The 24,747-nt window shown below is 71.5% G+C and carries 21 protein-coding genes and 2 tRNA genes; 4 read left to right on the top strand and 19 right to left on the bottom strand.

What is annotated here, in order from left to right; genetic code table 11:
- Positions 1–220: 220 nt before the first annotated feature.
- The 4 genes from ABZT74_RS19550 to leuS all read right to left on the bottom strand — a co-directional run bounded on the left by ABZT74_RS19550 (position 221) and on the right by leuS (position 6,703).
- The gene (locus ABZT74_RS19550; protein WP_356436616.1) at positions 221–1,039 is read right to left on the bottom strand and encodes a ComEA family DNA-binding protein; all 819 of its coding nucleotides are present in this window, start codon (positions 1,037–1,039) and stop codon (positions 221–223) included.
- A 989-nt stretch (positions 1,040–2,028) separates the two neighbouring features.
- Entirely contained in the window at positions 2,029–2,874 is an 846-nt protein-coding gene (locus ABZT74_RS19545; RefSeq protein WP_356436403.1) for a DegV family protein, read from the bottom strand.
- A gap of 72 nt (positions 2,875–2,946) precedes the next feature.
- Positions 2,947–3,678: a hypothetical protein gene (locus tag ABZT74_RS19540; RefSeq protein WP_356436400.1), complete on the bottom strand. Its 732-nt coding sequence runs from the start codon at positions 3,676–3,678 to the stop codon at positions 2,947–2,949.
- A gap of 139 nt (positions 3,679–3,817) precedes the next feature.
- Entirely contained in the window at positions 3,818–6,703 is a 2,886-nt protein-coding gene (gene leuS / locus ABZT74_RS19535) for a leucine--tRNA ligase (RefSeq protein ID WP_356436397.1), read from the bottom strand.
- A gap of 422 nt (positions 6,704–7,125) precedes the next feature.
- Between leuS and ABZT74_RS19530 the strand changes: the two genes are divergently transcribed.
- Both ABZT74_RS19530 and ABZT74_RS19525 read left to right on the top strand, forming a co-directional pair.
- A complete protein-coding gene (locus ABZT74_RS19530; protein WP_356436394.1) occupies positions 7,126–8,433 on the top strand; it encodes a ferric reductase-like transmembrane domain-containing protein in 1,308 nt (435 codons plus the stop codon).
- Positions 8,430–10,049: an NADH-ubiquinone oxidoreductase-F iron-sulfur binding region domain-containing protein gene (locus tag ABZT74_RS19525; RefSeq protein ID WP_355863478.1), complete on the top strand. Its 1,620-nt coding sequence runs from the start codon at positions 8,430–8,432 to the stop codon at positions 10,047–10,049. The genes ABZT74_RS19530 and ABZT74_RS19525 overlap by 4 nt, the downstream gene beginning before the upstream one ends.
- A 129-nt stretch (positions 10,050–10,178) precedes the next feature.
- Here ABZT74_RS19525 and ABZT74_RS19520 read toward each other — a convergent pair.
- The 10 genes from ABZT74_RS19520 to ABZT74_RS19475 form a co-directional block, all read right to left on the bottom strand.
- Positions 10,179–10,251 (bottom strand) — tRNA-Ala (locus tag ABZT74_RS19520).
- A gap of 162 nt (positions 10,252–10,413) precedes the next feature.
- A complete protein-coding gene (locus ABZT74_RS19515) occupies positions 10,414–10,647 on the bottom strand; it encodes a hypothetical protein (protein ID WP_010986886.1) in 234 nt (77 codons plus the stop codon).
- Positions 10,648–10,650: 3 nt separating this feature from the next.
- Positions 10,651–10,824 carry a hypothetical protein gene (locus tag ABZT74_RS19510; protein WP_355863475.1) on the bottom strand — a complete coding sequence of 58 codons (174 nt, stop codon included), beginning with the start codon at positions 10,822–10,824 and terminating at the stop codon, positions 10,651–10,653.
- Positions 10,825–11,106: 282 nt separating this feature from the next.
- A tRNA-Ala gene (locus tag ABZT74_RS19505) sits at positions 11,107–11,179 on the bottom strand.
- 118 nt (positions 11,180–11,297) lie between these two features.
- Entirely contained in the window at positions 11,298–11,984 is a 687-nt protein-coding gene (locus ABZT74_RS19500) for a histidine phosphatase family protein (RefSeq protein WP_355863473.1), read from the bottom strand.
- On the bottom strand, positions 11,981–12,424 hold the full coding sequence (gene rsfS / locus ABZT74_RS19495) for a ribosome silencing factor (protein WP_355863471.1): 444 nt from the start codon (positions 12,422–12,424) through the stop codon (positions 11,981–11,983). Before rsfS ends, ABZT74_RS19500 begins: the two co-directional genes overlap by 4 nt.
- Positions 12,425–12,536: 112 nt before the next feature.
- The gene (locus ABZT74_RS19490; RefSeq protein ID WP_356436391.1) at positions 12,537–14,327 is read right to left on the bottom strand and encodes a LytR C-terminal domain-containing protein; all 1,791 of its coding nucleotides are present in this window, start codon (positions 14,325–14,327) and stop codon (positions 12,537–12,539) included.
- A 20-nt stretch (positions 14,328–14,347) separates the two neighbouring features.
- A complete protein-coding gene (gene nadD / locus ABZT74_RS19485) occupies positions 14,348–15,076 on the bottom strand; it encodes a nicotinate-nucleotide adenylyltransferase (protein WP_356436388.1) in 729 nt (242 codons plus the stop codon).
- Positions 15,077–15,146: 70 nt separating this feature from the next.
- Positions 15,147–15,308: a hypothetical protein gene (locus tag ABZT74_RS19480; RefSeq protein WP_179165234.1), complete on the bottom strand. Its 162-nt coding sequence runs from the start codon at positions 15,306–15,308 to the stop codon at positions 15,147–15,149.
- A 146-nt stretch (positions 15,309–15,454) separates the two neighbouring features.
- A complete protein-coding gene (locus ABZT74_RS19475) occupies positions 15,455–15,613 on the bottom strand; it encodes a hypothetical protein (RefSeq protein ID WP_355863465.1) in 159 nt (52 codons plus the stop codon).
- A gap of 103 nt (positions 15,614–15,716) precedes the next feature.
- On the opposite strand from ABZT74_RS19475, the gene ABZT74_RS19470 reads away from it, so the two are divergent.
- Positions 15,717–16,874 (top strand): M48 family metallopeptidase, encoded by a 1,158-nt coding sequence (locus ABZT74_RS19470; protein WP_356173048.1) that lies wholly within the window; start codon positions 15,717–15,719, stop codon positions 16,872–16,874.
- Positions 16,875–16,911: 37 nt separating this feature from the next.
- On the opposite strand, the gene ABZT74_RS19465 is transcribed toward ABZT74_RS19470, so the two are convergent.
- From ABZT74_RS19465 to proB, 5 genes are all read right to left on the bottom strand, one after another.
- Positions 16,912–17,979: a hypothetical protein gene (locus ABZT74_RS19465; protein ID WP_356436384.1), complete on the bottom strand. Its 1,068-nt coding sequence runs from the start codon at positions 17,977–17,979 to the stop codon at positions 16,912–16,914.
- Between the two features lie 124 nt (positions 17,980–18,103).
- Positions 18,104–18,739 carry a hypothetical protein gene (locus ABZT74_RS19460; protein ID WP_356436381.1) on the bottom strand — a complete coding sequence of 212 codons (636 nt, stop codon included), beginning with the start codon at positions 18,737–18,739 and terminating at the stop codon, positions 18,104–18,106.
- Positions 18,740–18,896: 157 nt separating this feature from the next.
- Positions 18,897–20,183: a glutamate-5-semialdehyde dehydrogenase gene (locus ABZT74_RS19455; RefSeq protein ID WP_355863459.1), complete on the bottom strand. Its 1,287-nt coding sequence runs from the start codon at positions 20,181–20,183 to the stop codon at positions 18,897–18,899.
- A 61-nt stretch (positions 20,184–20,244) separates the two neighbouring features.
- Complete coding sequence (locus tag ABZT74_RS19450) at positions 20,245–20,703, bottom strand: hypothetical protein (RefSeq protein WP_355863822.1); 459 nt, start codon at positions 20,701–20,703, stop codon at positions 20,245–20,247.
- 195 nt (positions 20,704–20,898) lie between these two features.
- Entirely contained in the window at positions 20,899–22,005 is a 1,107-nt protein-coding gene (proB, locus tag ABZT74_RS19445; protein ID WP_355863457.1) for a glutamate 5-kinase, read from the bottom strand.
- 513 nt (positions 22,006–22,518) lie between these two features.
- Here proB and ABZT74_RS19440 point away from each other — a divergent pair.
- Positions 22,519–24,627: a hypothetical protein gene (locus ABZT74_RS19440; RefSeq protein WP_356436378.1), complete on the top strand. Its 2,109-nt coding sequence runs from the start codon at positions 22,519–22,521 to the stop codon at positions 24,625–24,627.
- The last annotated feature ends 120 nt before the right edge of the window (positions 24,628–24,747 follow it).

Genomic DNA, 24,747 nt, shown 5'->3' with positions numbered 1-24,747 from the left:
ACGCCCGTCACCCACCCCGGTGACGCCCCCACGAGCACGGCGGCGGTCGCCCAGACCGCCAGGGCGGGCGGCACGAGCCGGAGATCAACCGGCCCCTCCACCCGAGGGTGTGCGGCGCCGAGCCTGTTCCCGGAGTCGGCGTGGACGGACCTGCGGCCCACCGGGCGGGGAGCATCCGACTGCCCGGCGTCCCGCACACCGCTCCTCCATCCGGAATCACTCATGGCTGCACCAGGTCACGGAGGTCCGAGAAGCGGCGGTCGCCGATTCCGTTCACTTCGCGGAGTTCGTCGACCGAGCGGAAACCGCCGTGCGCCGTGCGGTAGTCGAGGATGTGCCGGGCCAGCACGGGGCCGACGCCGGGCAGCGTGTCGAGCTGATCGACCGTGGCGGTGTTGAGGGCGACCGGCGCGGAGGGCACACCCCCGGCCGCGCCTCCTCCGGCCCCGGCGGACCCCGCTCCGGCGAGCCCTGCTCCGGCAGGCCCCGCCCCCGGTGGAGACGCCGGTGCTCCGACCACGATCTGCTCCCCATCCACCAGCAGGCGCGCCCGGTTGAGGCCGCCGGTGTCCGTACCGGGCCGCACCCCGCCGGCCGCCCGCAGCGCATCCTCCACCCGGGAGCCCGTCGGCAGCCGCTGGAGCCCGGGGGCCCGCACCTTGCCGCCGACGTCGACGACGATCCGGCTCCCGGCGGCACCGGAGGGGCCGGAGGCTCCGGTCGAGGCGCCCGCTCCCCGTGCCGTACCCGGCTGTTCAGGCTCCCCACTCCGGCCCCCGAACGGCGCCGCCGCCCGCACCACCTCGGGGGCACGCACCGGCTGCGGCCTGCCGACCCAGAAATGCTGGACGGCGAAGGCAGCCGCGGCGACCAGCAACACCGTCAGCGCGGCCACGCTCCTGCGCTCAAGACCGCATCGCGACTGGAGCCACAACGGCAACCTCTCCCGCACGGCCGGCCCCACCCGCTCCCGCCACGCTCCGGCAGCTTCACCGTCACCGACGCGAGCTCCCGCACGAGCTCCGGCACCCATGCCCACCACCGCGTCCCGAGACGCGTCGCGGCGCGATGCGCGCCGAGAGCCGGAGCGCGGGTCGAGCAGCGGGTCGAGCGGGTCGAGATACGGATCGGTAAGCGCGTCCGAACGCGCGTCGGACGGCAAACCGGACTCGACGCCGAGGCGCCCAGCGGACCCCGCGCGGGACCGGGCGGCGTCCGGGTCCACGTCGCCCGAGGTCCCCTCCGTCGAACCGGCGCGCGTCGCGTCCGGTCGTAACGACGCAGCGCGTGCCCAGAGCTGCCATTCGGCATACGCCCCCACCCCTCGGAGGTCCTGCCTCGCGGGCGCACGCACCGCCTCGTGACGCTCCCCGCCCGGACCGGCCACCCCGGCTCCACATGCGGCAAGGAAGCTGTCACCGTCGTGCCCCGAAGGTTCGGCGCGCTCGTCCTGAAGACCCCTCGCGCTCTCCCGAAGCCCCTCACCACCCCCGACAAGCCCCGTCCCCCACGCGGTGCTCCCTCGCGGACGCCGCGGCCCCTTCACGTCCTCCGGATTCCTCCGGCCCTCCAAGGTCTCGGGTCCCACGGGCACCGCCGGTCCCGCCGGGTCCACCGGCACCCCCGAACCGTCCCCCACATCCCGGTCCACCCCCGGCGGATCGATCCCCAACTCACCGCGACCCGAGCTCCGTTGCGCGAGGAGCGCCTCCGCGCGCAGGCGCAGGGCGGCCGCCGACGCCTCATGGCGGTGCGTGCGGCTCCTCGAGTGGTGTCGGCGATGGCGACTGCGGCCGTCGGAGACGGGGCCGCGGCCCGGGCCGCTGGTGGGTGTCGCGGTGCGTGAACTCGATCGAAGTGCCATGCGGCGAGGATCCGCCACCTCGACCCTCTCGCGATGATCTTGGTCAATTCCGGTGGACGAAGGCCCACTTGTGGATATCTCCGTCACTCACACGGCCGTGGGCCGGGTCGGATTCGCCACAGCGGTGCAGGCCCGGTCGGTCCCGCGCCGCGGAAACGGACGCCTCAGCGAGGTGAGACGACCGCCGCGAGCAGCCCGGGTCCCGTATGAGCCCCGATCACCGCACCCACCTCGCTCACGTGCAGTTCGACGAGTCCGGGCACGCGGGCACGCAACCGGTCCGCGAGGGCCGACGCCCGCTCGGGGGCGGCCAGATGATGGACGGCGATGTCGACCTGGGCGCCGCCGGCCCGCTCCGCGACGAGCTCTTCGAGGCGGGCGATGGCCTTGGACGCCGTGCGGACCTTTTCGAGGAGTTCGATGCGGCCGTCGTCGAGCTGGAGCAGCGGTTTCACGGCGAGCGCGGACCCCAGCAGAGCCTGTGCGGCGCCGATCCGGCCGCCACGGCGGAGGTAGTCGAGGGTGTCGACGTAGAAGAACGCGGACATGCCCGCGGCCCGCTTCTCGGCCGCGGCCACCGCGTCGTCGACGGTGCCGCCCGCCTCGGCGGACTCGGCGGCGGCCAGCGCGCAGAACCCGAGGGCCATCGCGACCATCCCGGTGTCGACCACCCGCACCGGCACCGGTGCCTCCCGCCCGGCGAGCACGGCGGCGTCGTAGGTGCCGGAGAACTCCGAAGACAGGTGCAGGGAGACGATGCCGGTGGCGCCGGCCGCCGCGACCCGGCGATAGGTCTCGGCGAACATCTCGGGGCTGGGCCGGGAGGTCGTGACGGGGCGGCGCTTCTGGAGGGCCTGGGCCAGCGAACGGGCCGAGATCTCGGTGCCCTCCTCGAGCGCCTGGTCACCGAGGACGACGGTCAGAGGGACCGCTGTGATGCCGTGGCGCTCCATCGTCCGCGTCGGCAGGTAGGCCGTGGAATCGGTGACGATCGCGACATGGCGGGACATGAGCTGGAGGTTACCTGTCGGAAAGGGTGGGTGGCAGCCCGGCCCCCGGGGGCTGTGACCGGGGTGACCCGGTCACGTGGTGCTCTCGGGGCGGGGCTTCTTCTGCCAGGGATAGGTGGGGCGTTGGCCCGGCGGCGTGATGGCCGAGCGCGTCTGCTGCTCCGCGGTGCGGGGCTGCGGGGTCTCCGGCCAGGTCTGTCCGCCGGAGGTGGCGGCGTCCGCCGCGGGGGCGTCGGGCCAGGACGCGGCGGGCCCCGGCTCCTTCGTCCAGTGCCGCAGCGCTCCGGCCTCCATGTCGATCTGGCTGCTCAGGGTGTCCAGGTCGTCGTCCGCGAAGCGGTGGGCACGGTCGCGGGCGGCCCAGCGCAGGGAGTCCGCCGACCGTGTGATCCGCTCGGTGCGCTCGCGCAGTCCGGGCAGCCGGGCGGCGAGGGCGCCCCGGTCGGGCTCGGCCTCCAGGCGCTTCAGCTCGGCGTCCAGCTCGTGTCCGTGTGCGCTGAGCCGCTCGAAGAGGCTCAGGGACTCCTTGAGGGACTCGTCCTCCGCCACACTCGCCTGGAGGGCCTCCTGGGTGGCCCGCATCGAGGTGCGCAGCTTCAGCCGGAGCTGGGCCAGCTCGCCCTGGGGACCGAACTGGGTGAAGGTCTTCGCGCGCAGGGTGTGGTCCTCGACGGTGCGGCGGGCCTGCGTGATCGTGCGGTCGACGCCGCGCTTGGCGGCTCCGACGACCTTCACCGTCGCGTACGCGCCCAGCACCACGAACAGCAGGAAGAGCAGGGCGATCACGGTGATCACTGTTCCCATCACACTCCTCCTCGGACCGGTCGCGGCAGCCATGGCCGCGCTCTCAACGGTAAACGCTGCGGGCAGGTTCCGAGTTCCAGAAGAACCCCGAACCTGCCCGTAGGGGACTACCCCGAGCCGCGCCGACGAAGCCGCCGGGCTAGGCGGTGACGATGTTGACCAGCTTCGGCGCGCGCACGACGACCTTGCGGATCCCCGCGCCGCCCAGTGCCGCGACGACCTTCTCGTCGGCCAGCGCGATCTTCTCCAGCTCCTCGTCGGAGATGGCCGGGGAGACCTCCAGGCGGGCCTTGACCTTGCCCTTGACCTGCACGACGCAGGTCACGCTCTCGTCCACGACGTACGCCGGGTCGGCGACCGGGAAGTCCTGGTGGACGACCGACTCGGTGTGGCCCAGCCGGCGCCACAGTTCCTCGGCGATGTGCGGCGCCAGCGGCGCCACCATCAGGACCAGGGCCTCGGCCACAGGGCGCGCGACCGGGCCGCCCACCTTGGTCAGGTGGTTGTTCAGCTCGGTGACCTTGGCGATGGCGGTGTTGAACCGCATGCCCTCCAGGTCCTGGCGCACTCCGTCGATGGCCTTGTGCAGGGCCCGCAGCGTGCTCTCGTCGACGTCGCTCTCGGCGGTGTCGACGACCGTGACCTCACCGGTCGCCTCGTCGACGACGTTGCGCCACAGCCGCTGCAGCAGGCGGTACTGGCCGACCACCGCGCGCGTGTCCCACGGGCGGGACACGTCCAGGGGGCCCATCGCCATCTCGTACAGGCGCAGGGTGTCCGCGCCGTACTCGGCGCAGATCTCGTCCGGAGTGACCGCGTTCTTCAGGGACTTGCCCATCTTGCCCAGCAGCCGGGAGACCTTCTCGCCCTGGTGGTACCAGGCGCCGTCGCGTTCCTCCACCTCGGCGGCCGGCACGGCGATGCCGCGGCTGTCGCGGTACACGTAGGCCTGGATCATGCCCTGGTTGAACAGCCTGTGGAACGGCTCGGCCGAGGACACGTGGCCCAGGTCGAACAGGACCTTGGACCAGAAACGGGCGTACAGCAGGTGCAGCACGGCGTGCTCGGCACCGCCGACGTACAGGTCGACGCCGCCGGTCGGCTGGCCCTCGCGGGGACCCATCCAGTACTGCTCGACGACCGGGTCGACCAGCTTCCGGTCGTTGTGCGGGTCCAGGTAGCGCAGCTCGTACCAGCAGGAACCGGCCCAGTTGGGCATGGTGTTGGTCTCGCGGCGGTACTTCTGGGGGCCGCGCCCGTCGCCCAGGTCCAGGGTGACGTGGACCCAGTCGTCGTTGCGGGACAGCGGGGTCTCCGGGGACGTGTCCGCGTCGTCGGGGTCGAAGGTTCGCGGCGAGTAGTCCTCGACCTCCGGCAGCTCCAGGGGCAGCATCGACTCGGGCAGCGGGTGGGCGATGCCGTCCTCGTCGTAGACGATGGGGAAGGGCTCGCCCCAGTAGCGCTGGCGGCTGAACAGCCAGTCGCGCAGCCGGAAGTTGACGGTGCCGCGGCCGATGCCCCGGCGCTCCAGCCACTCGGTGATGCGCGCCTTGGCGTCGACGACGCCCAGGCCGTCCAGGGAGATCTCGTCACCGGCGGAGTTGACGATCTTCGCGTCGTAGGAGGCGAAGGCGTCGTCCCAGGTGGAGGCGTCGGTGCCGCGGTCGTCCGAGGGCTCGACCACGCAGCGCACCGGCAGTTCGAAGGCGCGCGCGAACGCGAAGTCGCGGGTGTCGTGCGCGGGCACGGCCATGATCGCGCCGGTGCCGTAGCCCATCAGCACGTAGTCGGCGATGAAGACGGGGACCTGCTCGCCGTTGACCGGGTTGGTCGCGAACGCGCCGGTGAAGACTCCGGTCTTGTCCTTGGCCTCGGCCTGCCGCTCGACGTCGGACTTCGAGGCGGCCTGCGCGCGGTAGGCGGCGACGGCCTCGGCGGGCGTCGCGTGGCCGCCGGTCCACGCCTCGTGGGTGCCCTCGGGCCAGGCCGCCGGGGTGAACTTCTCGACCAGCGGGTGCTCGGGCGCCAGCACCATGTAGGTGGCGCCGAACAGGGTGTCCTGGCGGGTGGTGAAGACCGTGATGGCCTCCCCGTCGACGGGGAAGTCGACGCGGGCGCCCTCGGAGCGGCCGATCCAGTTGCGCTGCTGCAGCTTGATGGCCTCGGGCCAGTCCAGGGCGTCCAGGTCGTCCAGCAGGCGGTCCGCGTAGGCGGTGATGCGCATGTTCCACTGGCGCAGCCTGGCCTTGAAGACGGGGAAGTTGCCGCGCTCGGAACGGCCGTCGGCGGTGACCTCCTCGTTGGCCAGGACGGTCCCCAGGCCGGGGCACCAGTTGACCGGCGCGTCGGAGGCGTAGGCCAGGCGGTACTCGCTCAGGACGTCGGCGCGCTCGGCGGCGTTCAGCTCGTTCCAGGAGCGGCCGCCGCCGACGCCGCGCTCACCGGATTCGAACTGCGCGACCAGCTCGGCGATCGGGCGGGCCTTGGCGGCCTCGTCGTCGTACCAGGAGTTGAAGATCTGCAGGAAGATCCACTGGGTCCACTTGTAGTACTCGGGGTCGATCGTGGCGAACGACCGGCGCTTGTCGTGGCCCAGGCCCAGCGCGCGCAGCTGGACCTTCATGTTCTCCATGTTGGCCTCGGTGGACACGCGCGGGTGCGTGCCGGTCTGCACGGCGTACTGCTCGGCGGGCAGGCCGAAGGCGTCGAAGCCCAGGGTGTGCAGGACGTTGTGACCGGTCATGCGCTGGAAGCGGGCGAAGACGTCGGTGGCGATGTAGCCCAGCGGGTGCCCGACGTGCAGGCCCGCACCGGAGGGGTACGGGAACATGTCCATGATGAACTTCTTGGGCCTGGCGACCAGGTCGGGGTCGCCCGCCAGGTCCCCGACGGGGTTCGGCGCCTCGTACGTGCCCTCGGCGTCCCAGAAGTCCTGCCAGCGTGCCTCGATGTCGGCCGCCAGGGCGGCCGTGTAGCGGTGCGGCGCGGCCACTTCGGCGGTGGCAGCGGTGTTCGTCTCGCTCATGATCCTCAAAGCTCCATCGATCGTCTCTGCCAGCGGCTGACACTCAGGAAATGAAAAAGCCCCTCGCACAGGAGGGGACGCCGCGCCGATTCCGACCACGATTCGTCAGTGGTTCGGGACTGATCAGCGCGGCTCGCTAAGCAGAAGGCGTACGGCACGCATGGCGTCAGGGTACCGCAGCGCCCGCGCGGGCCGCGACGAGGTTTCGGCACCGTCCGGCACTGCGTGCCACCCGCTCAGGGCACCGAAAAAGCTGAATAAAGTTCAAATCTTACTTCGCGTAACGGACACCAAGGGACAACACAAAGACCTCATGGCCCTTTGGTAACAACGCAATAACTGAAACCTCGAACTCACCCCTATCTCTCGACTTAGAGTGCGGCTTCGGGACCGCTTCCCCGAACCGTTGGGAGTAACCCTCCGTGAACCCTCGTCGCAACAACAGCTCGCTTCCCCGAGCGGGCCGTTCGGCCTACGGGGCGGCCAGTGCTGCCGCCCTTCTCCTCATCCCCGTGGTCGTTCTGGTGGGAGGCAATGGAGTCCGTGACTTCCTGAACTTCGGCGCCGGTGTGCTGACGCTGGTCGCTCTGTCGTGCTCGGTGATCTGGGGCCTCGTCGCCACCGACCGGATCTTCCTGAACACCCGCCAGCGGCTGGTGGCACAGGCCGTGCACCGGACCACCGCCGTCTCCTCCGTCGTCTTCCTGCTGCTGCACGTCACGGTCAAACTGGCGCTCGACCACACCACCCTGCTCGCCACCTTCGTCCCCTTCGGGCTCGGCGTCACGGGTACGGCCGGGCTCATCGGCTTCGGCTCGCTGGCCGGACTGCTCATGATCTTCACCGCGATCACCGGTGCGCTGCGCAGCGCCTTCGCCTCCCCGGCACCGGTCGCGGCCCGCTGGCGCGCGGTGCACATGCTGGCCTACCCCGCCTGGTGCGCGGCCCTGATCCACGGGCTCTACGCGGGTCGACAAGCGAAGCCGATCTTCACCATCCTCTACAGCCTGTGCCTCGTCGCGGTCATGGCGGCGCTGGCCCTGCGGGCGGCTTCCGCACCCGTGAAGCGCAAGGTCGCCGCCCGCGTCCTGGCGATCATGGGCGACAACAACAGCCCCGGCGCCCGCGGCTTCCGCGACGACCTGGACGCCTCCCGCGCGGCCAACGCGGAGGCCCCGCTGCCGGGCTTCTCGGCGCGCTCCGCCCGGCCGTCCGCGACCGACAGCACCTTCGTCCCCTCCCAGCGCATGGACTCCCCCACCGCGCCGTACATGGCCGCCTCCGAATCCGCCGCGGCGGGCGCCGACACGACCGGCTTCGCGGCGGCCTACCGGGCCGTGTCCACCCCCGGCGGCCCCGGGGCCGGCGGCACGCAGCAGTTCCCGATGCCGCCGAGCATGCAGCCGACCGAGATGTTCCCGCGCGTCGACGCCGGCGGCCCGTCGGGCAGTTGGCCCGTCCCCTCGCCGCCCCCCGTCGGCGAGGCCCCGCAGTCGGCGTACGACCCGCTGGCCGACACCGGATACAACATCCCGGTCTATGACAATCCGGCCGTCGACGCGTACGGCATGAGTGACGTGTATGACACCGGTGAGTCGAACACGGCCTATCGCACGTACAACACCAACGACACGTACGACAGCGGTCCCACGCCTGACGTACTGCCGGGCGCCTTCGACGCTCCTGGCTCCGGTGAATCATGGAACGCCCCTTCCGGAGGCTTTAAGTGAACGAGGCCCTGCCCGACGTCCCGGAGGTCCGCGTCGTCGGACTTCCGCAGCTCACGTCGGGTTTCGACCTGGTTGAACGACTTGATCTGCCCATGCACCTGAAGGTGCACGGTCCGCTCGAACCGATGGGCGGGGAACAACTCGCGGGACTCGCCGAGGCGATCTCCCTGAAGGGGCGCGGCGGCGCAGGCTTCCCCTTCGCCAAGAAGCTGCGTTCGGTCGCCGAATCGGCCATCAAGAAGGGCATCCGCCCGGTGGTCGTCGTCAACGGAAGCGAGGACGAACCGGCCTGCCGCAAGGACACGGTGCTCATCAACCGTGCCCCGCACCTCATCCTGGACGGCGCGCTGCTGGCCGCGGAGGCCATGGGGGCGCGCACCCTCGTGATCGGGGTGACCCGCGAGTCGACGCAGCGCTCCATGGAGGCCGCACTGGCCGAGCGCGGCCTGAGCAACCGGCGCGGATCGCCGCTACGCGCCCGCGTGCAGCGCAATCCGGTACGGATGGTGACCGGCGCGGCCGCCTCGCTCGTCCGCTCGATCGACGGCGGCCCGGCCATCCCGCCCGGCCGCAAGATCAGCGCGTCGCAGAGCGGTGTGGGCGGCGCGCCCACCCTGCTGTCGAACGCGGAGACCTTTGCCCAACTGGCCATCGCCGCCCGCATCGGCCCCGACCGCTACCGCAACACGGGCCTGTACGACGAGCCCGGCACCGTCATGCTCACGGTCTCGGGCGCGGTGGCGCGCCCCATGGTGATCGAGGTCCCCACGGGCGTACCGCTGCGCTACGTCCTCCAGCTGGCCGGCGCACCGCCGATGCCGCAGGGCGTGCTGACCGGCGGCTACCACGGCAAGTGGCTGGACGCGGCGGCGGTCAACGAGGCGATCGTCTCGCGCGACAACCTGGCCGCGGTGGGCGGCGCGCTCGGCGCCGGCGCGATCATGCCCATCACCCAGCAGACCTGCCCGCTCGGCGAATCGCTGCGGGTGGCCCAGTGGCTGGCCGAGGAGAGCGCGGGACAGTGCGGTCCCTGCTATCTCGGCCTGCCCGCCGCGGCCCGCGGCCTGGAGGACATCCTGAACGGTGGCGGCCCCGCGGCCCTGGAGGCCGTGAAGCAGGTCGCCAAGTCCGTGAAGCGGCGCGGCGCGTGCTCCCACCCGGACGGCTCGGCGATGTTCATCGAGTCGACCCTCAAGGCGTTCACGGACGACCTGGCCGCCCACGTCCTCGGAAACGGCTGCGGACGGCCCGTGGAGGGCGTTCTGCCGCTCTTCGAGGGCGGCAGGGCGCCGACGGGCCTCCCGGGCGGCCAAGGCGAGCAGGAGACGGGCTCCAGCCGCCAGAAGATCTACGTCGACTGGACGCTGTGCCGCGGGCACGGCCTGTGCGCCGACATCCTCCCCGAGGTCTTCGAACTGGGCGCCGACGGCTTCCCGACCGTCGCGCAGGCCTCCGTGCCGCGCTACGCCGAGGCGAAGGCCCTGCGGGCGGTACGGCGCTGCCCGGCGCTCGCCCTGCGCCTGGAGGAGGACACCCGGTCCTCCGCGCCGGCGCGCAACAACCTGCCGGTGCTGTCCCAGGGGCGCGGCCGCCGTGCGCTGGGCAGCGGCCGATGAGCACGCGAGGACGCTGAACACGGGAAAGCGGGCCGCCGGTGACCGGCGGCCCGCTTCTCCGTACCCCTTCGGGCGCGGGACAACGAAGAAGCGGGCCACCCGATCCGGGTGACCCGCTTTCAACTGCTGTGGAGCTAAGGAGAATTGAACTCCTGACCTCCTGCATGCCATGCAGGCGCTCTACCAACTGAGCTATAGCCCCTCGCGACCAAGCGGTGAAACCGCTTCTCGGCCGTTCCGCCCGGTTTCCCCGGCGGCGACGCCAACATTACACGGTCTCCCTGGGGAACCACCAAATCGTTTCCCGCACGCGCCGATTGGCGGCATATGTCGGATTCGGTGACGGGGGTCGAGCACTCCCCGGTCAGGCCGTGGCGAACGAGTAGAACCGCTTGAGGGTGCAGTGTTCGTCGAGGAGCCGTCCGTAGATCGGCTCGCCCTCGAGCTCCCGATACGTCTCGATCGGGTCGCCCTTTATGATCAGCGCCCGTGCGCACTCCTCGCACCAGTACTGGTAGTCGTGGTTGACCGGCTCCATGTCGCGGACGATCGGCGTACCACTGCCGCACCAATCGCACTTCCGCCTGTGTGCACCCATCGATCAGCTCCAGCTGTGGCCGCAGGCCGTGCACACGTAGGAGATCCCACCGTTGTCGCCGAGAACCTGGGCGATGTGGACCGATCCGCAGGACGGGCAGTCGAGGAGGGTGGCTGGCTTCCGGGTCAGTACCGCTTCGGGGAGATCGTCGACCTCCTCGAGGATGCTGGCAGGCATCGGTTCTCCCTCCCGTCGGGCCGCGCCCCCTCCGGCCGTCTGATTCTGCCACGGCGGCGGCAATACGGTCAGCGACGCCTTCGTACCAGTCCGGACACGGCACCCGACGCGGCAGTCACGGCCCGCGCATACGTGCACGCCAGGAGGGTGTCCGCAGAGATATACGCCCGGCGGCGCCAACTCACTCAAGCGGAGAACAACGAAAAATCCCGCCCCCTGCCGGGGACGGGATCTTCACAAGCGATCATCGACCCTTCCAGAACTCGAAAGGGAGTCGATCTGTGGAGCTAAGGAGAATTGAACTCCTGACCTCCTGCATGCCATGCAGGCGCTCTACCAACTGAGCTATAGCCCCGCGTGTTCTTCCCGCCCTGCGGGCCGAACAAGAAGAACTTTAGCCTGCGACCAGCCGGAAAGTGAAATCCGGTCCGTCCGGGCCCGCGGGACCGGACGGAGGCCTTCCGGAGCACCGCTCAGTCGTCGTCGCCGAGCACCGGTTCGGGCAGCGTGCCGGCGTTGTGCTCGAGGAGCCGCCAGCCGCGGGCACCCTCACCGAGGACGGACCAGCAGCAGTTGGACAGCCCGCCGAGGCTCTCCCAGTGCTGGGACTCCAGACCCAGCAGACGGCCGATGGTGGTGCGGATCGTGCCGCCGTGGCTGACGACGACGAGCGTGCCGTCGTCGGGGAGCTTCTCCGCGTGCCGCAGCACCACGGGGGCGGCGCGGTCGGCGACCTCGCTCTCCAGCTCTCCCCCGCCGCGGCGCACCGCCTCGCCGCGCTTCCACGCCGCGTACTCCTCGCCGTGGCGGGCGATGATCTCCTCGTGCGTCAGGCCCTGCCAGACGCCCGCGTAGGTCTCCCGCAGGCCCTCGTCGTGGGTGACCTCGAGATCGGTCAGCGCGGCCAGTTCGGCGGCCGTGTTCGCGGCCCGCTGGAGGTCCGAGGCCACGATGGCGTCGGGCTTCAGCGAGGCGAGCAGCCGGGCGGCACGCCTGGCCTGCCCGACGCCCGTCTCGGTCAGCGCGACGTCCGTGGTGCCCTGGAAGCGGCGCTCCACGTTCCACGAGGTCTGGCCGTGCCTCCAGAGGATGAGGCGGCGGCCGCGGCCCGGCCTGCCGCCGCTCTCCGCGCCCGGCCTCTTCTCGGCCCCGCTGCTCACCGCAGCTCCTCCAGTTCGGCGGAGTCCTCCTCGGCCTGGAACTTGGCGTGCTCGGCGCCCTTGCCGCGGGTCGCCTTGGCCTCCTCGGGGAGGTCCAGCTCGGGGCAGTCCTTCCACAGTCGCTCGAGGGCGTAGAAGACACGCTCCTCGCTGTGCTGGACGTGCACCACGATGTCGACGTAGTCGAGCAGGACCCAGCGGGCCTCGCGGTCGCCCTCGCGACGCACCGGCTTGACGCCGAGGTCCTTGCTCAGGCGCTCCTCGATCTCGTCGACGATCGACTTGACCTGGCGGTCGTTCGGGGCGGACGCCAGCAGGAAGGCGTCGGTGATCGAGAGCACATCGCTCACGTCGTAGGCGATGATGTCGTGCGCGAGCTTGTCTGCGGCCGCCTGCGCGGCGTGCTTGATGAGCTCGATGGAGCGGTCCGTGGCGGTCACTACGCGGCTTTCCGTCGGCGGTCAGTAATGACTCAAGGGTCTCACGGACCGCCGAGGACCCCCCACGCGTTTCGCCGGCCACGCCCCGGGCTGCCCCGGGGCGTGGTGCCGGTCACCCCTTGGGCGCGGTGTCGACCTTGTAGTCCTGGCCAAGGACGACGGACACGTCGGCGTTGTTCGTGACCGTGCCCTTCTTGACCGCGCTGGTCGGCAGGCCCAGCGTCTTGGCGACCTCCACGGCGTCGCCCTTCTTGGCCGCGTCGCCGTAGGTGATCTGCGACACGCTCTGGGCCGCGCCCGCGGAACCGGCGTCCAGGTAGGTGTAGCCGCCGTTGACCAGCACGACGCGGGCCTGTCCGGTGGCCGCCTTGTCGCCGGTGGCGTTCTTGATGCCGACGCGGACCGCGGCGTCGGCGTCCGGGCTCTTCGCCGTACCGCCGAGGATGTCCTTGATCACGCTGTTGGAGGCGCTCTCGCTGAGGGTGCCGTCCTGCTGCACCGGGAGCAGCGCGGTCTTGTAGTCGCCGCCCTTGGCCAGGTCGGCGAGCTTGGCGAGGAAGGCGCCGAGGTCCTGGTCCGTCAGGGACGGGTCGAGGATCTGGGCCAGCGTCTGCACGGTGGTCGTCGCGGCCTGCTTGTCGGAGGACAGCTTGCGCAGCACTCCCTGCATGACCTGGCCGAACCGTTCCAGCTGTGCGTTCTGCGCCTCGCCCGGCGCCCGGTAGGTGGCGTAGGCGACGGCCATCTTGCCGCTGAGGGTCTGGCCCGCGCCCTTCTTGACGAGCGGGGCCTCGCCCTTCTTCTTGGACTCGGGGTCCGGCACGTCGGCGTTGGTGGTGATGTCGACGTTGCCGACGAGCTCGACGAGGTTGTTGAGGTAGGGGGTGTCGAGCCGCCAGGTGCCCTGGATGTTGGTGCCGAGCACGGTGTCGACCGCGTCCCGCGTGCCGGACGAGCCGTCGCCGTCGACGGACTTGGCGAGGGTGGTCGTCGAGCCGTCGTCGTCGGTCAGGGCAAGGGAGTTGGGCAGCAGGACGGTGGTGCCCTGCCGGGTGGTGGTGTTGTCGACGAGCAGCGCCGTGGAGGTGCCGCCGCCCTTGGTGTTGTGCAGGTGGACGACGATCACGTCGCGCTTCTGGGCGCTGACGGCCGTGGTGGTCCCGTGCTTGCCGGCCGTGGTGGTCCCGGGCAGCTTGCCCGCGTACCAGAGGTAGCCGGCGCCGCCGACGGCGACGAGGGCGAGGACCACGACCAGCGCGACGACCCGGCCGCGCGTGCGGCGCCTGGCCTCCTCGCGGCGCTCGGTGCGGTTCTCGGTGAACTTCAGCCAGTCGATGACGTCCTCGGACTCGGCTTCCGGTTCCTCGACGAAGGCGAACTGCTCGGTGCGGTAGTCCCTGTCGGTACCGCTGTCGTCGTCCTTCGGGGGGCCGGCCTGCTGCGGGATGTACGCGGTCTGCTCGGCGACCCGGGGCTGCTGACCGGTGCCCGCGCCCTGCCGGCCGTAAGGGTCGTACGTGGTCCCGGCGGGGCCGCCGGCGCCGGGCGCACCGGTGCCGTACCCGTCGTAGGAGCCGTAGGACGGGGCGGTCGGCTGCTGACCGGTGTCGTAGGGGGACGCCGCCGGCTGCTGACCGGTGTCGTAGGGGGCCGCCGCCGGCTGCTGACCGGTGTCGTAGGGGGAGGCCGGTTGCTGCCGGCCCGTGTCGTAGGGCTGGACGGGCTCCTGGGTACCCGTCGCGTAGGGGTCGTAGCCGTAGCCCTGCTGCTGCTGGGCTCCGTAGCCGTCGTACCCCTGGGCAGGCTGCTGCGGCACCTGCCGGTACACGGGTTGCCCGAACTCGTCGTAGCCGACGAGTTCGTACGGTTCGCCGCCCGCGTATCCGTCGTATCGGTCGTTCACCGGGTGCCCCTCTCGGCTCACTAGCCGCGGTACAGCTCACGCTTGTCGATGTAGCGCACCACACCGTCGGGCACCAGGTACCAGACGGGATCGCCCTTGGCGACTCTCGCACGGCAGTCTGTGGACGAGATGGCGAGTGCGGGAACCTCGACGAGCGAGACACCGCCCTCCGGGAGCCCCGGGTCGGTCAGGGTGTGGCCGGGCCGGGTGACCCCGATGAAGTGCGCGAGGGAGAACAGCTCTTCGGTGTAGCGCCAGGTGAGGATCTGGCCGAGCGCGTCGGCGCCGGTGATGAAGAAGAGGTCCGCGTCGGGATTGAGCGAGCGCAGGTCGCGCAGGGTGTCCGTGGTGTAGGTCGGCCCGCCGCGGTCGATGTCGATGCGGCTCACCGAGAACTGCGGGTTCTCGGCGGTCGCGATGACCGTCATCAGATAGCGGTCCTCGGCCGGGGTGACCTTGCGGTCGGTCTTCTGCCACGGCTGGCCGGTCGGCACGAACACGACCTGGTCGAGGTGGAACTGGGCGGCGACCTCGCTGGCCGCCACCAGGTGACCGTGGTGGATCGGGTCGAACGTGCCGCCCATGACGCCGAGGCGGCGCTTGCCCGGATTCGACGGTCCGCCCTTGGGGCCGGCCGTCAGCAGCTTCGCCGCGCCGCCGGCCGTGCCGCTCGCGCCGCCCGTGGCGGCGCCGTCGGCGCCGCTGCCCGTGTCACTCGCCGGACCGGTAGGCATGTCCTGCTCTCCCATGCGTGCAGACCCTACCGGCCCGGCCGACGGGCTCCGGCCGACAGGGGCCCCTGAACGGGGCCGGTGGGGCTCAGCGGTCGCGGTTGAAGCGCGTGGTGATCCACAGCAGCAGGAGCAGGATGACCAGGGCGCCGCCGCCGGTCAGGTACGGGCTGAGGCTTTCGTGGTTGCCGCCGTTCTCGCCCTCGGCGGCGACGGTGACCAACTGGGCGGCGGTGCTGTGGAAGCTCATCTCGGCAGGACCTATCCGGTGTCGGCGGGATAAAGACGTCGGCTCATCGTATGCGGGCGCCCGGGCCGCGAACACGCCGACTCCGCCGTTGGGGAAGCCGGTTGCCCGTGACCGCCCGCGCGGGCCGGTGGCCGTGCCGGACCCGGTCAGTCCTCGCGCTTGTACCCGCGCAGCAGGAACCAGGCGGCCAGGACCACGCCGATGACCATGACGACCAGCACGACGCGGAGCAGATTGCCCGGGCCCTGCTTGTCCGCCGCGTGCGCGGCCTCCGTGAGCCAGGCGGCTGTGGGGATGTGCTCCATGACGTACGACTCCTTCGCTGTACTGCCCGTCCACGGTATCTCCGCCTAGGCTGGGCCCTGCCTCGGGGGCACATGAGGCACTCAGACGCACATGGGGGATCGCATGTCCGACGGCGGCGACGAGCGGAACGGGCACGAGAAGGTGCCCAGCAGGCAGCGCAGGCGCTTCGAGGGGATCTCCTCGCGGGCGTACGAACATCCGGCGGACCGCTCGGCCCTGGTGGCCCTGCGCCGGCTGAGCGGCTTCGACACGGTCTTCAAGGCGCTCAGCGGTCTGCTGCCCGAGCGGAGCCTGCGGCTGCTGTTCCTGTCGGACTCGGTGCGGGTCTCGGACGCCCAGTTCGCGCACCTCAACGACATGCTGCGGGACGCCTGTTACATCCTGGACCTGGAGAAGGTCCCGCCGATGTACGTGAACCAGGACCCGCAGCCGAACGCGATGTGCATCGGCCTGGACGACCCGATCATCGTGGTGACGACCGGACTCGTCGAGCTGCTGGACGAGGAGGAGATGCGGGCGGTCGTCGGCCACGAGGTCGGCCACGCGCTGTCCGGTCACGCGGTCTACCGGACGATCCTGCTGTTCCTCACCAGCCTCGCGGTCCGGGTCGCCTGGATCCCGCTGGGCAACCTCGCGATCATGGCGATCGTGACCGCGCTGCGCGAGTGGTTCCGCAAGTCGGAGCTGTCGGCGGACCGTGCGGGCCTCCTGGTCGGCCAGGACCTCCGCGCTTCGATGCGCGGCCTGATGAAGATCGCGGGCGGCAACCACCTGCACGAGATGAACGTGGACGCGTTCCTCGCGCAGGCCGAGGAGTACGAGTCGGCGGGCGACCTGCGCGACTCCGTGCTCAAGATCCTGAACGTGCTGCCCCGCACGCACCCCTTCACGGCGGTCCGCGCGGCCGAGCTGAAGAAGTGGGCCGAGTCCCGCGACCACCAGCGGATCATGGACGGCCACTACCCGCGGCGCGACGAGGACAAGGACACCTCGGTGTCGGACTCCTTCCGGCAGTCGGCGGCCAGCTACGCCACCGACATGAAGAACTCCAAGGACCCGCTGATGAAGCTGGTGAGCGACATCGCGGGCGGCGCGGGCGACCTCGGCGGCCGGGTCCGGCGCGGCTTCGGCGGCTTCGGGGCGGGCGGCGGCACGGACACCGCGGCCGGCAAGGACACCGGCGGCGGCAAGGACGGCGGGGCCGCGGACGCGCCGCGGGACGGCCGCCCGGACGACGAGGGCACCGACAGCCGCGGCTGAGCAGTGCGTCGGGCGGCGGCGGCGGCCGTCCCGCCGGCTACGGCTTCGGCTGCGCGCTCCTGGCCAGGGTCCCGCACAGGGCGGTGGCGCTTCCGGTGGCGTACGGGTCGGTGCCGGCGGGGCCGCCCGCCCTGGCCGTCTGGCCCGCGAGCAGTGGGTGCAGCCGGCTCACCGAGTCGTCGGAGCAGGTCAGCGGGCCGGCCTGGACGTACGACACCGCCAGCTCGGCCTGGTGCATGCGCAGGTCGTCGCGGTCGAAGCGGAAGTGCAGCTCGCGCCGGACGGTGAACAGGGACGCCTTGGCCTTGGCCGCCGCGCCGGCCGGCCTGAGCGCGTAGACGAAGGTGTGGTCGGCGATGACCTCCAGGGTGTTCGCGTCGAACTCCGCGGCCTGGAGGGTGCCCTGGACCCGGATGCGCTGGTCGGCGAGCCGGGCCCGGGTCGCGTCGAAGCGGATCAGCCAGCCGGTCGGGGCGTGCCGCCCGTCGGCCATGGGGTGCTCGAAGCTCTGGTCGAACTGGTCGAGCTGGCGTGGGTCGAGCAGGATCCGCACGGGCCGGGTGGCACCGCCGGTCAGGACGCTCGGGTCGAGGGCGGACTCGACCAGGTAGTCCTTGGCGGTGGTCAGGGCGCTGACGACCTGGCTGTCGGAGAAGTGCGCGGTGCGCCGGGACGCGGGCATCGTGATGCCGTCGGCGCCGATGCGGAACTGGGCGGCCGGGCTGTCGGCGTACAGCTTCTCGGGGTCCGTTGATCCCGGCACCGCGGTCTGCGGGGCGAGCGGGATGACAGTCATCCGCAGCGGTTCGGCCGGCTGGGTGGTGGGGGTCTGGTACGGGTGGCGCACGCCCATGTAGATCGCGGTGCCGAAGGCGATGGCGATCAGCAGGACGAGGACCAGTGCCTGCCGGGACAGTCCGCGCCGCAGGGGTGGCCGGCGGCGCACGGCCGGGCTGTGGTCGGCCATGCGCTCTTGGGCGGAGAACTCCTGGAGGCGGGCAGCACGGACGAACGACTCGTCGAAGACGACGGATCGGTATTCGTCCTCTCCACCGGTGGGGACGCCCTCGGGTGTCCCCTCAGGTGGGTCTCCAGGCCCGCCCATACCTTCAGAGTAGGTCTCAGGGAGCCTCGGTAAACGCTGCGGTGTGCGACAAGTTCTGACAGGTTCCCACCAGGACGGTCAGGCTGTTCGAGGGGTCGTCACGGCTCTGCCGGACAGCTCGACGTCAGGGGGTTCGCGGCACCGCCGAGACGGCCGGCTGGGAGTAGTCGGCCGAGGCGGAGGGGCCGGTGCCGGTGACCTTCTCACGGCCCTGTTCGAGGCCGGTGGAGGCGGGCGAGGGGATCTGTTCGTCGTGGGCGCCGGAAGCGCCGCGGTAGACCGCGGTGAAGGCGAGGGCGACCATGCCCACCCCCATCACGAGGGCGAGTATCCAGGCGACCGGGCGGTGCCAGCGGGCGTGCTTCCCGTAGAGCCGGCCGTACGTCCCCGGAGCGCCGTAGCGGCCTTCGAGGAGGTGGCTGTCGTCGAGGTCGTCCAGGTCGGGATCGTGGCCGAAATCGCCGTGCTCGTCCGGCCCGAAGCCGTCCTCGTAGTCGTCGGAGCGGGCGCCGCGGGCGTGCGCCCGGCGCGCCTCGGCCTCGGACGCCTCCGCGCGGGCCTGCGCGGCGGAGAGCAGCCTCTCCACGGCGGTCGGCTCGTGGATCACCGCCGCACGGACGAAGTCCTCGTCGAAGACCACGGAGGCGAACTCTTCGTCCGCACCCCCGCGGTCACGGTTTTCGTCGGGCTCCCAGCCGTCAGGGAACGGCGTGCCCCCCACGTCCTCCGGCACGGATCCAGAGTAGACCTGGGGGGTCAATTTGGGCAGACGGTACGGAAATTCATCCACCTGACGAGACACCTCGTGCGCGGTCGGACGGCCGCGCACCACCCGTCGCACGCCCCGTGCGCCCCTGCGGTCGCCGCACGGGTCCCGGGCGCCCCGGCACGCGCGTGGGCCCCGCGGTGCGGGCGGATCAGCGGCGGATGTGGCCGTCGCCCGTGACGATGTACTTCGTGCTCGTCAGCTCCGGCAGCCCCATGGGGCCGCGCGCGTGCAGCTTCTGCGTGGAGATGCCGATCTCGGCGCCGAAGCCGAACTGGCCGCCGTCCGTGAAGCGGGTCGAGGCGTTCACCGCGACCGTCGCGGAGTCGACCAGCTGGGTGAAGCGCCGGGCGGCCTGCTGCGAGGTCGTGACGATGGCCTCGGTGTGACCCGAGCTCCACAGCCGGATGTGCGTCACGGCCCGGTCGAGGGAGTCGACGACAGCCGCGGCGATGTCGTAGGACAGGTACTCGGTGTCCCAGTCCTCGGCGGTGGCCTCGACGACGGTGGCCCGGGAGTCCTTCGCGTAGGCGAGGACGCGCTCGTCCGCGTGGACGGTGACACCGGCGTCCGCGAGGGCGTCGAGGGCGCGCGGCAGGAACTCCGCGGCGATGTCCTGGTGGACCAGGAGGGTCTCTGCGGAGTTGCAGACGCTGGGCCGCTGGGCCTTGGAGTTGATGAGGATGTCGACGGCCATGTCGAGGTCGGCCCGGGCGTCGACGTACACGTGGCAGTTGCCGGTGCCGGTCTCGATGACCGGGACGGTGGACTCCTGGACGACCGTGCGGATCAGGGACGCGCCGCCGCGCGGGATGAGGACGTCGACCAGGCCGCGGGCGCGCATCAGCTCGCGGACCGACTCGCGGCCCTCTCCGGGCACGAGCTGGATGGCGTCGGCGGGCAGTCCGGCGCCGCCCACCGCGTCGCGCAGGACCCGCACGAGGGCGTTGTTCGACTCGTAGGCGGAGGAGGAGCCGCGCAGCAGGACGGCGTTGCCGGACTTCAGGCAGAGGGCGGCCGCGTCGACGGTCACGTTCGGGCGGGCCTCGTAGATGATGCCGACGACGCCGAGCGGGACGCGGACCTGGCGCAGGTCGATGCCGTTCGGGAGGGTCGAGCCGCGGACGACCTCGCCGACCGGGTCGGGCAGGGCCACGACGTCCCGCACGTCGGAGGCGATGGCGCGCACCCGCTCGGGGGTCAGCGTGAGCCGGTCGATGACGGTCTCGCTGGTGCCGGCCTCGCGGGCCTTCGCGATGTCCTTGGCGTTGGCGGCGACGATCTCGCTCGTACGGACCTCGAGCGCGTCCGCGATCGCGAGCAGCGCGTCGTCCTTCTCGGCCCGCGGCAGGGGCGCCAGGTCGGCGGCGGCGGACTTCGCGCGATAGGCGGCCTGGGTGACCGGGGACATCGAGTCGTACGGCGAGAGCGTGGTCATGGGGGAAGCGTAGTGCGCCCGGCACGACGGTTCAGCGGTTGTCCCACACCCCGAGACAGGCTCAAAAGGGGTGAACTCCGACGGGGGTCGCGGGCAGCGGTCCGTACCCCTCGGCGATGCGCTGGTGGTAGGTCTCGCGGTCGATGACCTCCAGGCCGACGATCTCCCAGGGCGGGAGTTTGGCGGTCTGCCGGTGCTCGCCCCACAGGCGCAGCGCGACCGCCGCCGCGTCGTGCAGGTCGCGGGCCTCCTCCCAGTAGCGGATCTCCGCGTGGTCGTTGGCGTACCGGCTGGTCAGCAGGAAGGGGTGGTCGTGGGCGAGCTGTTCGAGACCGCGCCTGACCTCGGTCAACGGTGCCTCGCCGCCCGAGACGCTCAGCGTGACGTGCCACAGCCGGGGCTGTTCGACGGGCTGCTCGCCCTCGTAGGTGTCACCGGCCGCGACGCTCGTGAGGGCTCTCTCCTCGCCCGGCGCACGGGAGGCGGGACCACCGCGGGACGCCGCCGCCCCAGGGCGCACTCGTCTCACGACGGCCTCCTTAACCCGATGGTCGTACCGAATCCCGGACTCTCCCTGCCACAAAGTTGAGCAGGTGAGAAGCCGTCGTGTGGCGGTTTTACGGAACGTCCCCCGGTGGGGGCGGCGGAATCGGCCGTTTACGGGTGTAGCGGACAGTTGATCCAGGATGCGGCCGGGAACACCGGGGCGGGTGACTCAGGGGTTGAGCAGGGCGAGGTCGTCGCGATGGACGACCTCACGCTCGTAGGCGGGTCCCAGTTCCCGTGCCAGCTCCCGGGTGGAGCGGCCGATCAGCTGGGGGATCTCCTTGGCGTCGAAGTTGACCAGGCCCCGTGCGACGGCCCGGCCGGTGCTGTCGCGCAGTTCGACGGGGTCGCCGGCGGTGAAGTCGCCCTCGACGGAGGCGATGCCCGCGGGCAGCAGCGACTTGCGCCCCTGGACGACCGCGCGGACGGCGCCGTCGTCGAGGGTGAGCGCGCCCTGCGGGGTGGAGGCGTGCTGGAGCCAGAGCAGCCGGTCGGCGGAGCGCTTCCCGGTGGCGTGGAAGTAGGTGCCCGTGTCCCGGCCGGCGAGGGCGTCCGCCGCGTGGACGGCACTGGTCAGCACCACCGGGATGCCGGCGGCGGCGGCGATCCCGGCCGCCTCGACCTTGGTGGCCATGCCACCGGTGCCGACGCCCGCCTTGCCCGCGCTGCCGGTCTCGACGCCCGCGAGATCGGCGGGGCCGCGGACCTCGGCGATCCGGGAGGTGCCGGGCCGGCTGGGGTCCCCGTCGTAGACGCCGTCCACGTCGGAGAGAAGGACGAGCAGGTCGGCGTGGACGAGGTGGGCGACGAGGGCGGCGAGGCGGTCGTTGTCGCCGAAGCGGATCTCGTCCGTGGCGACGGTGTCGTTCTCGTTGACGACCGGGAGGGCGCCCATCGCGAGCAGTTTGTCGAGGGTGCGTGAGGCGTTGCGGTGGTGGGAGCGGCGGCTGGTGTCGTCGGAGGTGAGGAGCACCTGTCCGACGCGGATGCCGTACCGGGCGCAGGAGGCGGTGTAGCGGGCCACCAGGAGACCCTGGCCGACGCTGGCGGCGGCCTGCTGGCGGGCGAGGTCCTTGGGGCGGCGGCGCAGCCCGAGCGGCGCGAGTCCGGCGGCGATGGCCCCGGAGGAGACGAGGACGATCTCGCGCGCGCCGCCGCCGTGCGCCTTGGCGAGGACGTCGACGAGGGCGTCGACCCGGTCCGCGTCGAGGCCGCCGGAGGCGGTGGTGAGCGACGAGGAGCCCACCTTGACGACGATCCTGTGGGCCTCGGCCACGCCCGCCCGCACCGCATTCCTTGCCGCTGACACGCCATCCCCAATGTTCCGACCAGCCCGGTGTCTGCAATCTACGCGAGCGGGCCTCGGCGGCGATTGGCCGTTCCGACGGGCGGACGCCCAGCGTCCACGGCCCGCGACGGAGCGTGGCCCCCGGAGCGCGCCGGCTCGGGGGCGCGGGGTGCGGGCGGTGGCGTGCGGGTGCGGGGGTCGAGGGGTGTGCCGGGGAGGGTTTCGGGCGGTGTGCCGGGGAGGGGTTTCGGGGTGCTGCCGACCTCTGTCTCCAGTGGCTGCCGGAGCGGTCCCGCACCCGCGCCCGGCCAGTCGGCACATGGTCCGTTGAGGGCTCGCTCACAGAGTCTCCGGGCATTATGTGCCCTATGCAGTGATTGTTCCCACGGAAGATTGCTAGCAGGGTCTTCAGGTCATACGGTCAGTCGTCGGCCCTCTGTTGGTGACAGCTCGGCCGCACGATCCCCCATCCGCTGCATCCCCCTCGCAGGAGCCCAGCCCGTGCCCTCCGCAGGCCTTGCCCCCCGTCGCATCGTGCAGCTCTCCGCGCTGCTCGCGATGTTCGCCTTCCTCACGGCCCAGATCGTCTCCGCGCTGCTGCCGAACGTCCCGGTGTTCGTCGCCGCGAGTGCGGCGGGTCTCCTTCTGGACGTGTATCTGCAGTACCGCGACCCCGGTCTGCTCTCGCTGCTCGGCAAGGTGCGCTTCGACGTCACCGTCCGCCAGCTGCTGCGCGACATGCTGATCATGGTGGGGCTGCTGCGGATCGACGGCATCAACCCGACGCACGAGCAGGCGCCGCTGCTGATAGCGATATGCGTCCTCTACGCCCTGCACTTCGCGTGCCACGCCGTCTCGGTCCTGGTGCGCCGCAGCCGTACGCTGCCGGTCGTCACCCGCAACATCGACGCCTCCGCGCTGCGTCTGACCGCCGCGCCGCCGCGCATCCTGGCCCGCCGCCAGAGCCACCGGCTGCTGGCGCTCTCCGTCCCGGCGACGGCCGGCCTGCTCGTGACCGCCGCCACCACGAACGCCCTGTGGGGCGGCATCGGCGAGGGCGTCGCCGTCGCGCTGGCCCTCGGCGGCATCGTTTACCTCGGCACCTGGCTGCTTCCCAAGAAGCGCGCCAAGAGCGAGGCGAAGGTCATGGAGTGGGTCGACTCGTGGCTGGCGGAGTACCAGCCCGGCGTGGCCATGTACTTCTCGGGCGGCACGACGTCGGCGTACCAGGCGAACATGTGGCTCTCGACGCTCTCGCAGATCGACGCCCGGCCGCTGATCGTGCTGCGTGAGCGCTTCATGGTGCAGAAGATCGACGCGACCGACGTCCCGATCATCTGCTTCCCCAAGGTCTCCACGATGTTCTCGCTGGAGAACTCGACGCTCAAGATGATGCTGCACCCGGCCAACGCCGCGAAGACCTCCCAGGTCCTGCGCATCCCCACGATCAAGCACGCGTTCATCAACCACGGCGAGAGCGACAAGCTGTCCTCCTGCAACCCGTACGCCAAGGCGTACGACGAGGTGTGGGTCGCCGGTCCCGCCGCCCGTGAGCGGTACGCGCTCGCCGAGGTCGGCGTCGAGGACAAGAACATCGTCGAGGTGGGCCGGCCGCAGCTGACGCCGATACGCCTCTTCTCGGGCCCGCCCACCGGCACGTACACGACCGTCCTCTACGCCCCCACCTGGGAGGGCTGGGACGGCAACCCGGGCAACACCTCGGTGGTGCTGGCCGGCGAGAACATCGTGCGCCACCTGCTCGCCGACGAAGGGGTGCGCCTGCTGTACAAGCCGCACCCGATGACCGGCTCCGTCGACCCGCGCGCCGGTGCGGCCAACGAGCGCATCATGGCGATGATCCGTGAGGCCAACACCCGGCGTTCCGGCGCCCGCCCCGGCCCGGAGGCCGCTGCCGAACTGGCGCGCCGCACGGCCGAGTTGGACACCCTGACCTCGACCGCGTTCCGCACGAGCGCGGACGAACTGGAGCGCATGCTGCTGCAGGACGCGCCGCGCGGCGACCGCGAGGCGGAGATCGCCCGGGCCACGACGGCGTGGGAGTCCGCCTTCTGGGCGTCCTTCCCGGAGTGGGAGCACCAGATCGTCACGGGCCCGCGTCCGGCGATCTTCACCTGCTTCAACGAGGCCGACCTGCTGATCAGCGACGTCTCGTCGGTCGTCTCGGACTGGCTCTCCAGCGAGAAGCCGTACGCGGTCGCCAACACCTCGGGCATGCCGGAGGCGGCCTTCCGTGCCGGGTTCCCGACGGTGTCCGCGGGCGCGATCCTCTCGCCGGCCGCGGACGGCGTCCCGGCTCTCCTGGACGCGGTCCGTCACCCGGAGCGCGACGAGTTCACGGCGGCCCGCGCCGACCTCAAGGAGCACCTGCTGGGTCCCTCGGACCCGCCGTCGCTGGCCCGCTTCGACGCGGCGATCGCGGACCTGTGCGCGAAGGCGGATGACCGCCGGGTGCGGATGACCGCCCGTCTCGCCGCGGAGATCCCCTCGCAGCGCGGGGCGGCCGAGGACTCCGCGCACGAGTCCGAGCAGGGCCTCGGCGCCGACGCGGACTCCGAGGACAACGGCGCCGAGGACTCGGTCAACGCCTGACACGGCGCGGCTGAACGGAGCTGAGCATCGAGCGCATCGTGGCCCGAGTGGCCCCCGTGGTCCAGGGACACCTGACGAACCCATGAGCGACTGGACCGGCGTACGGTGGGGTTCCGGACC

Origin of the sequence: Streptomyces sp. NPDC005302 (genome assembly GCF_040607345.1) — a bacterium.
Taxonomy (GTDB): domain Bacteria; phylum Actinomycetota; class Actinomycetes; order Streptomycetales; family Streptomycetaceae; genus Streptomyces.
Note: the sequence above shows the minus strand (reverse complement) of the source record. Positions and strands in the feature narration are given on the sequence as shown.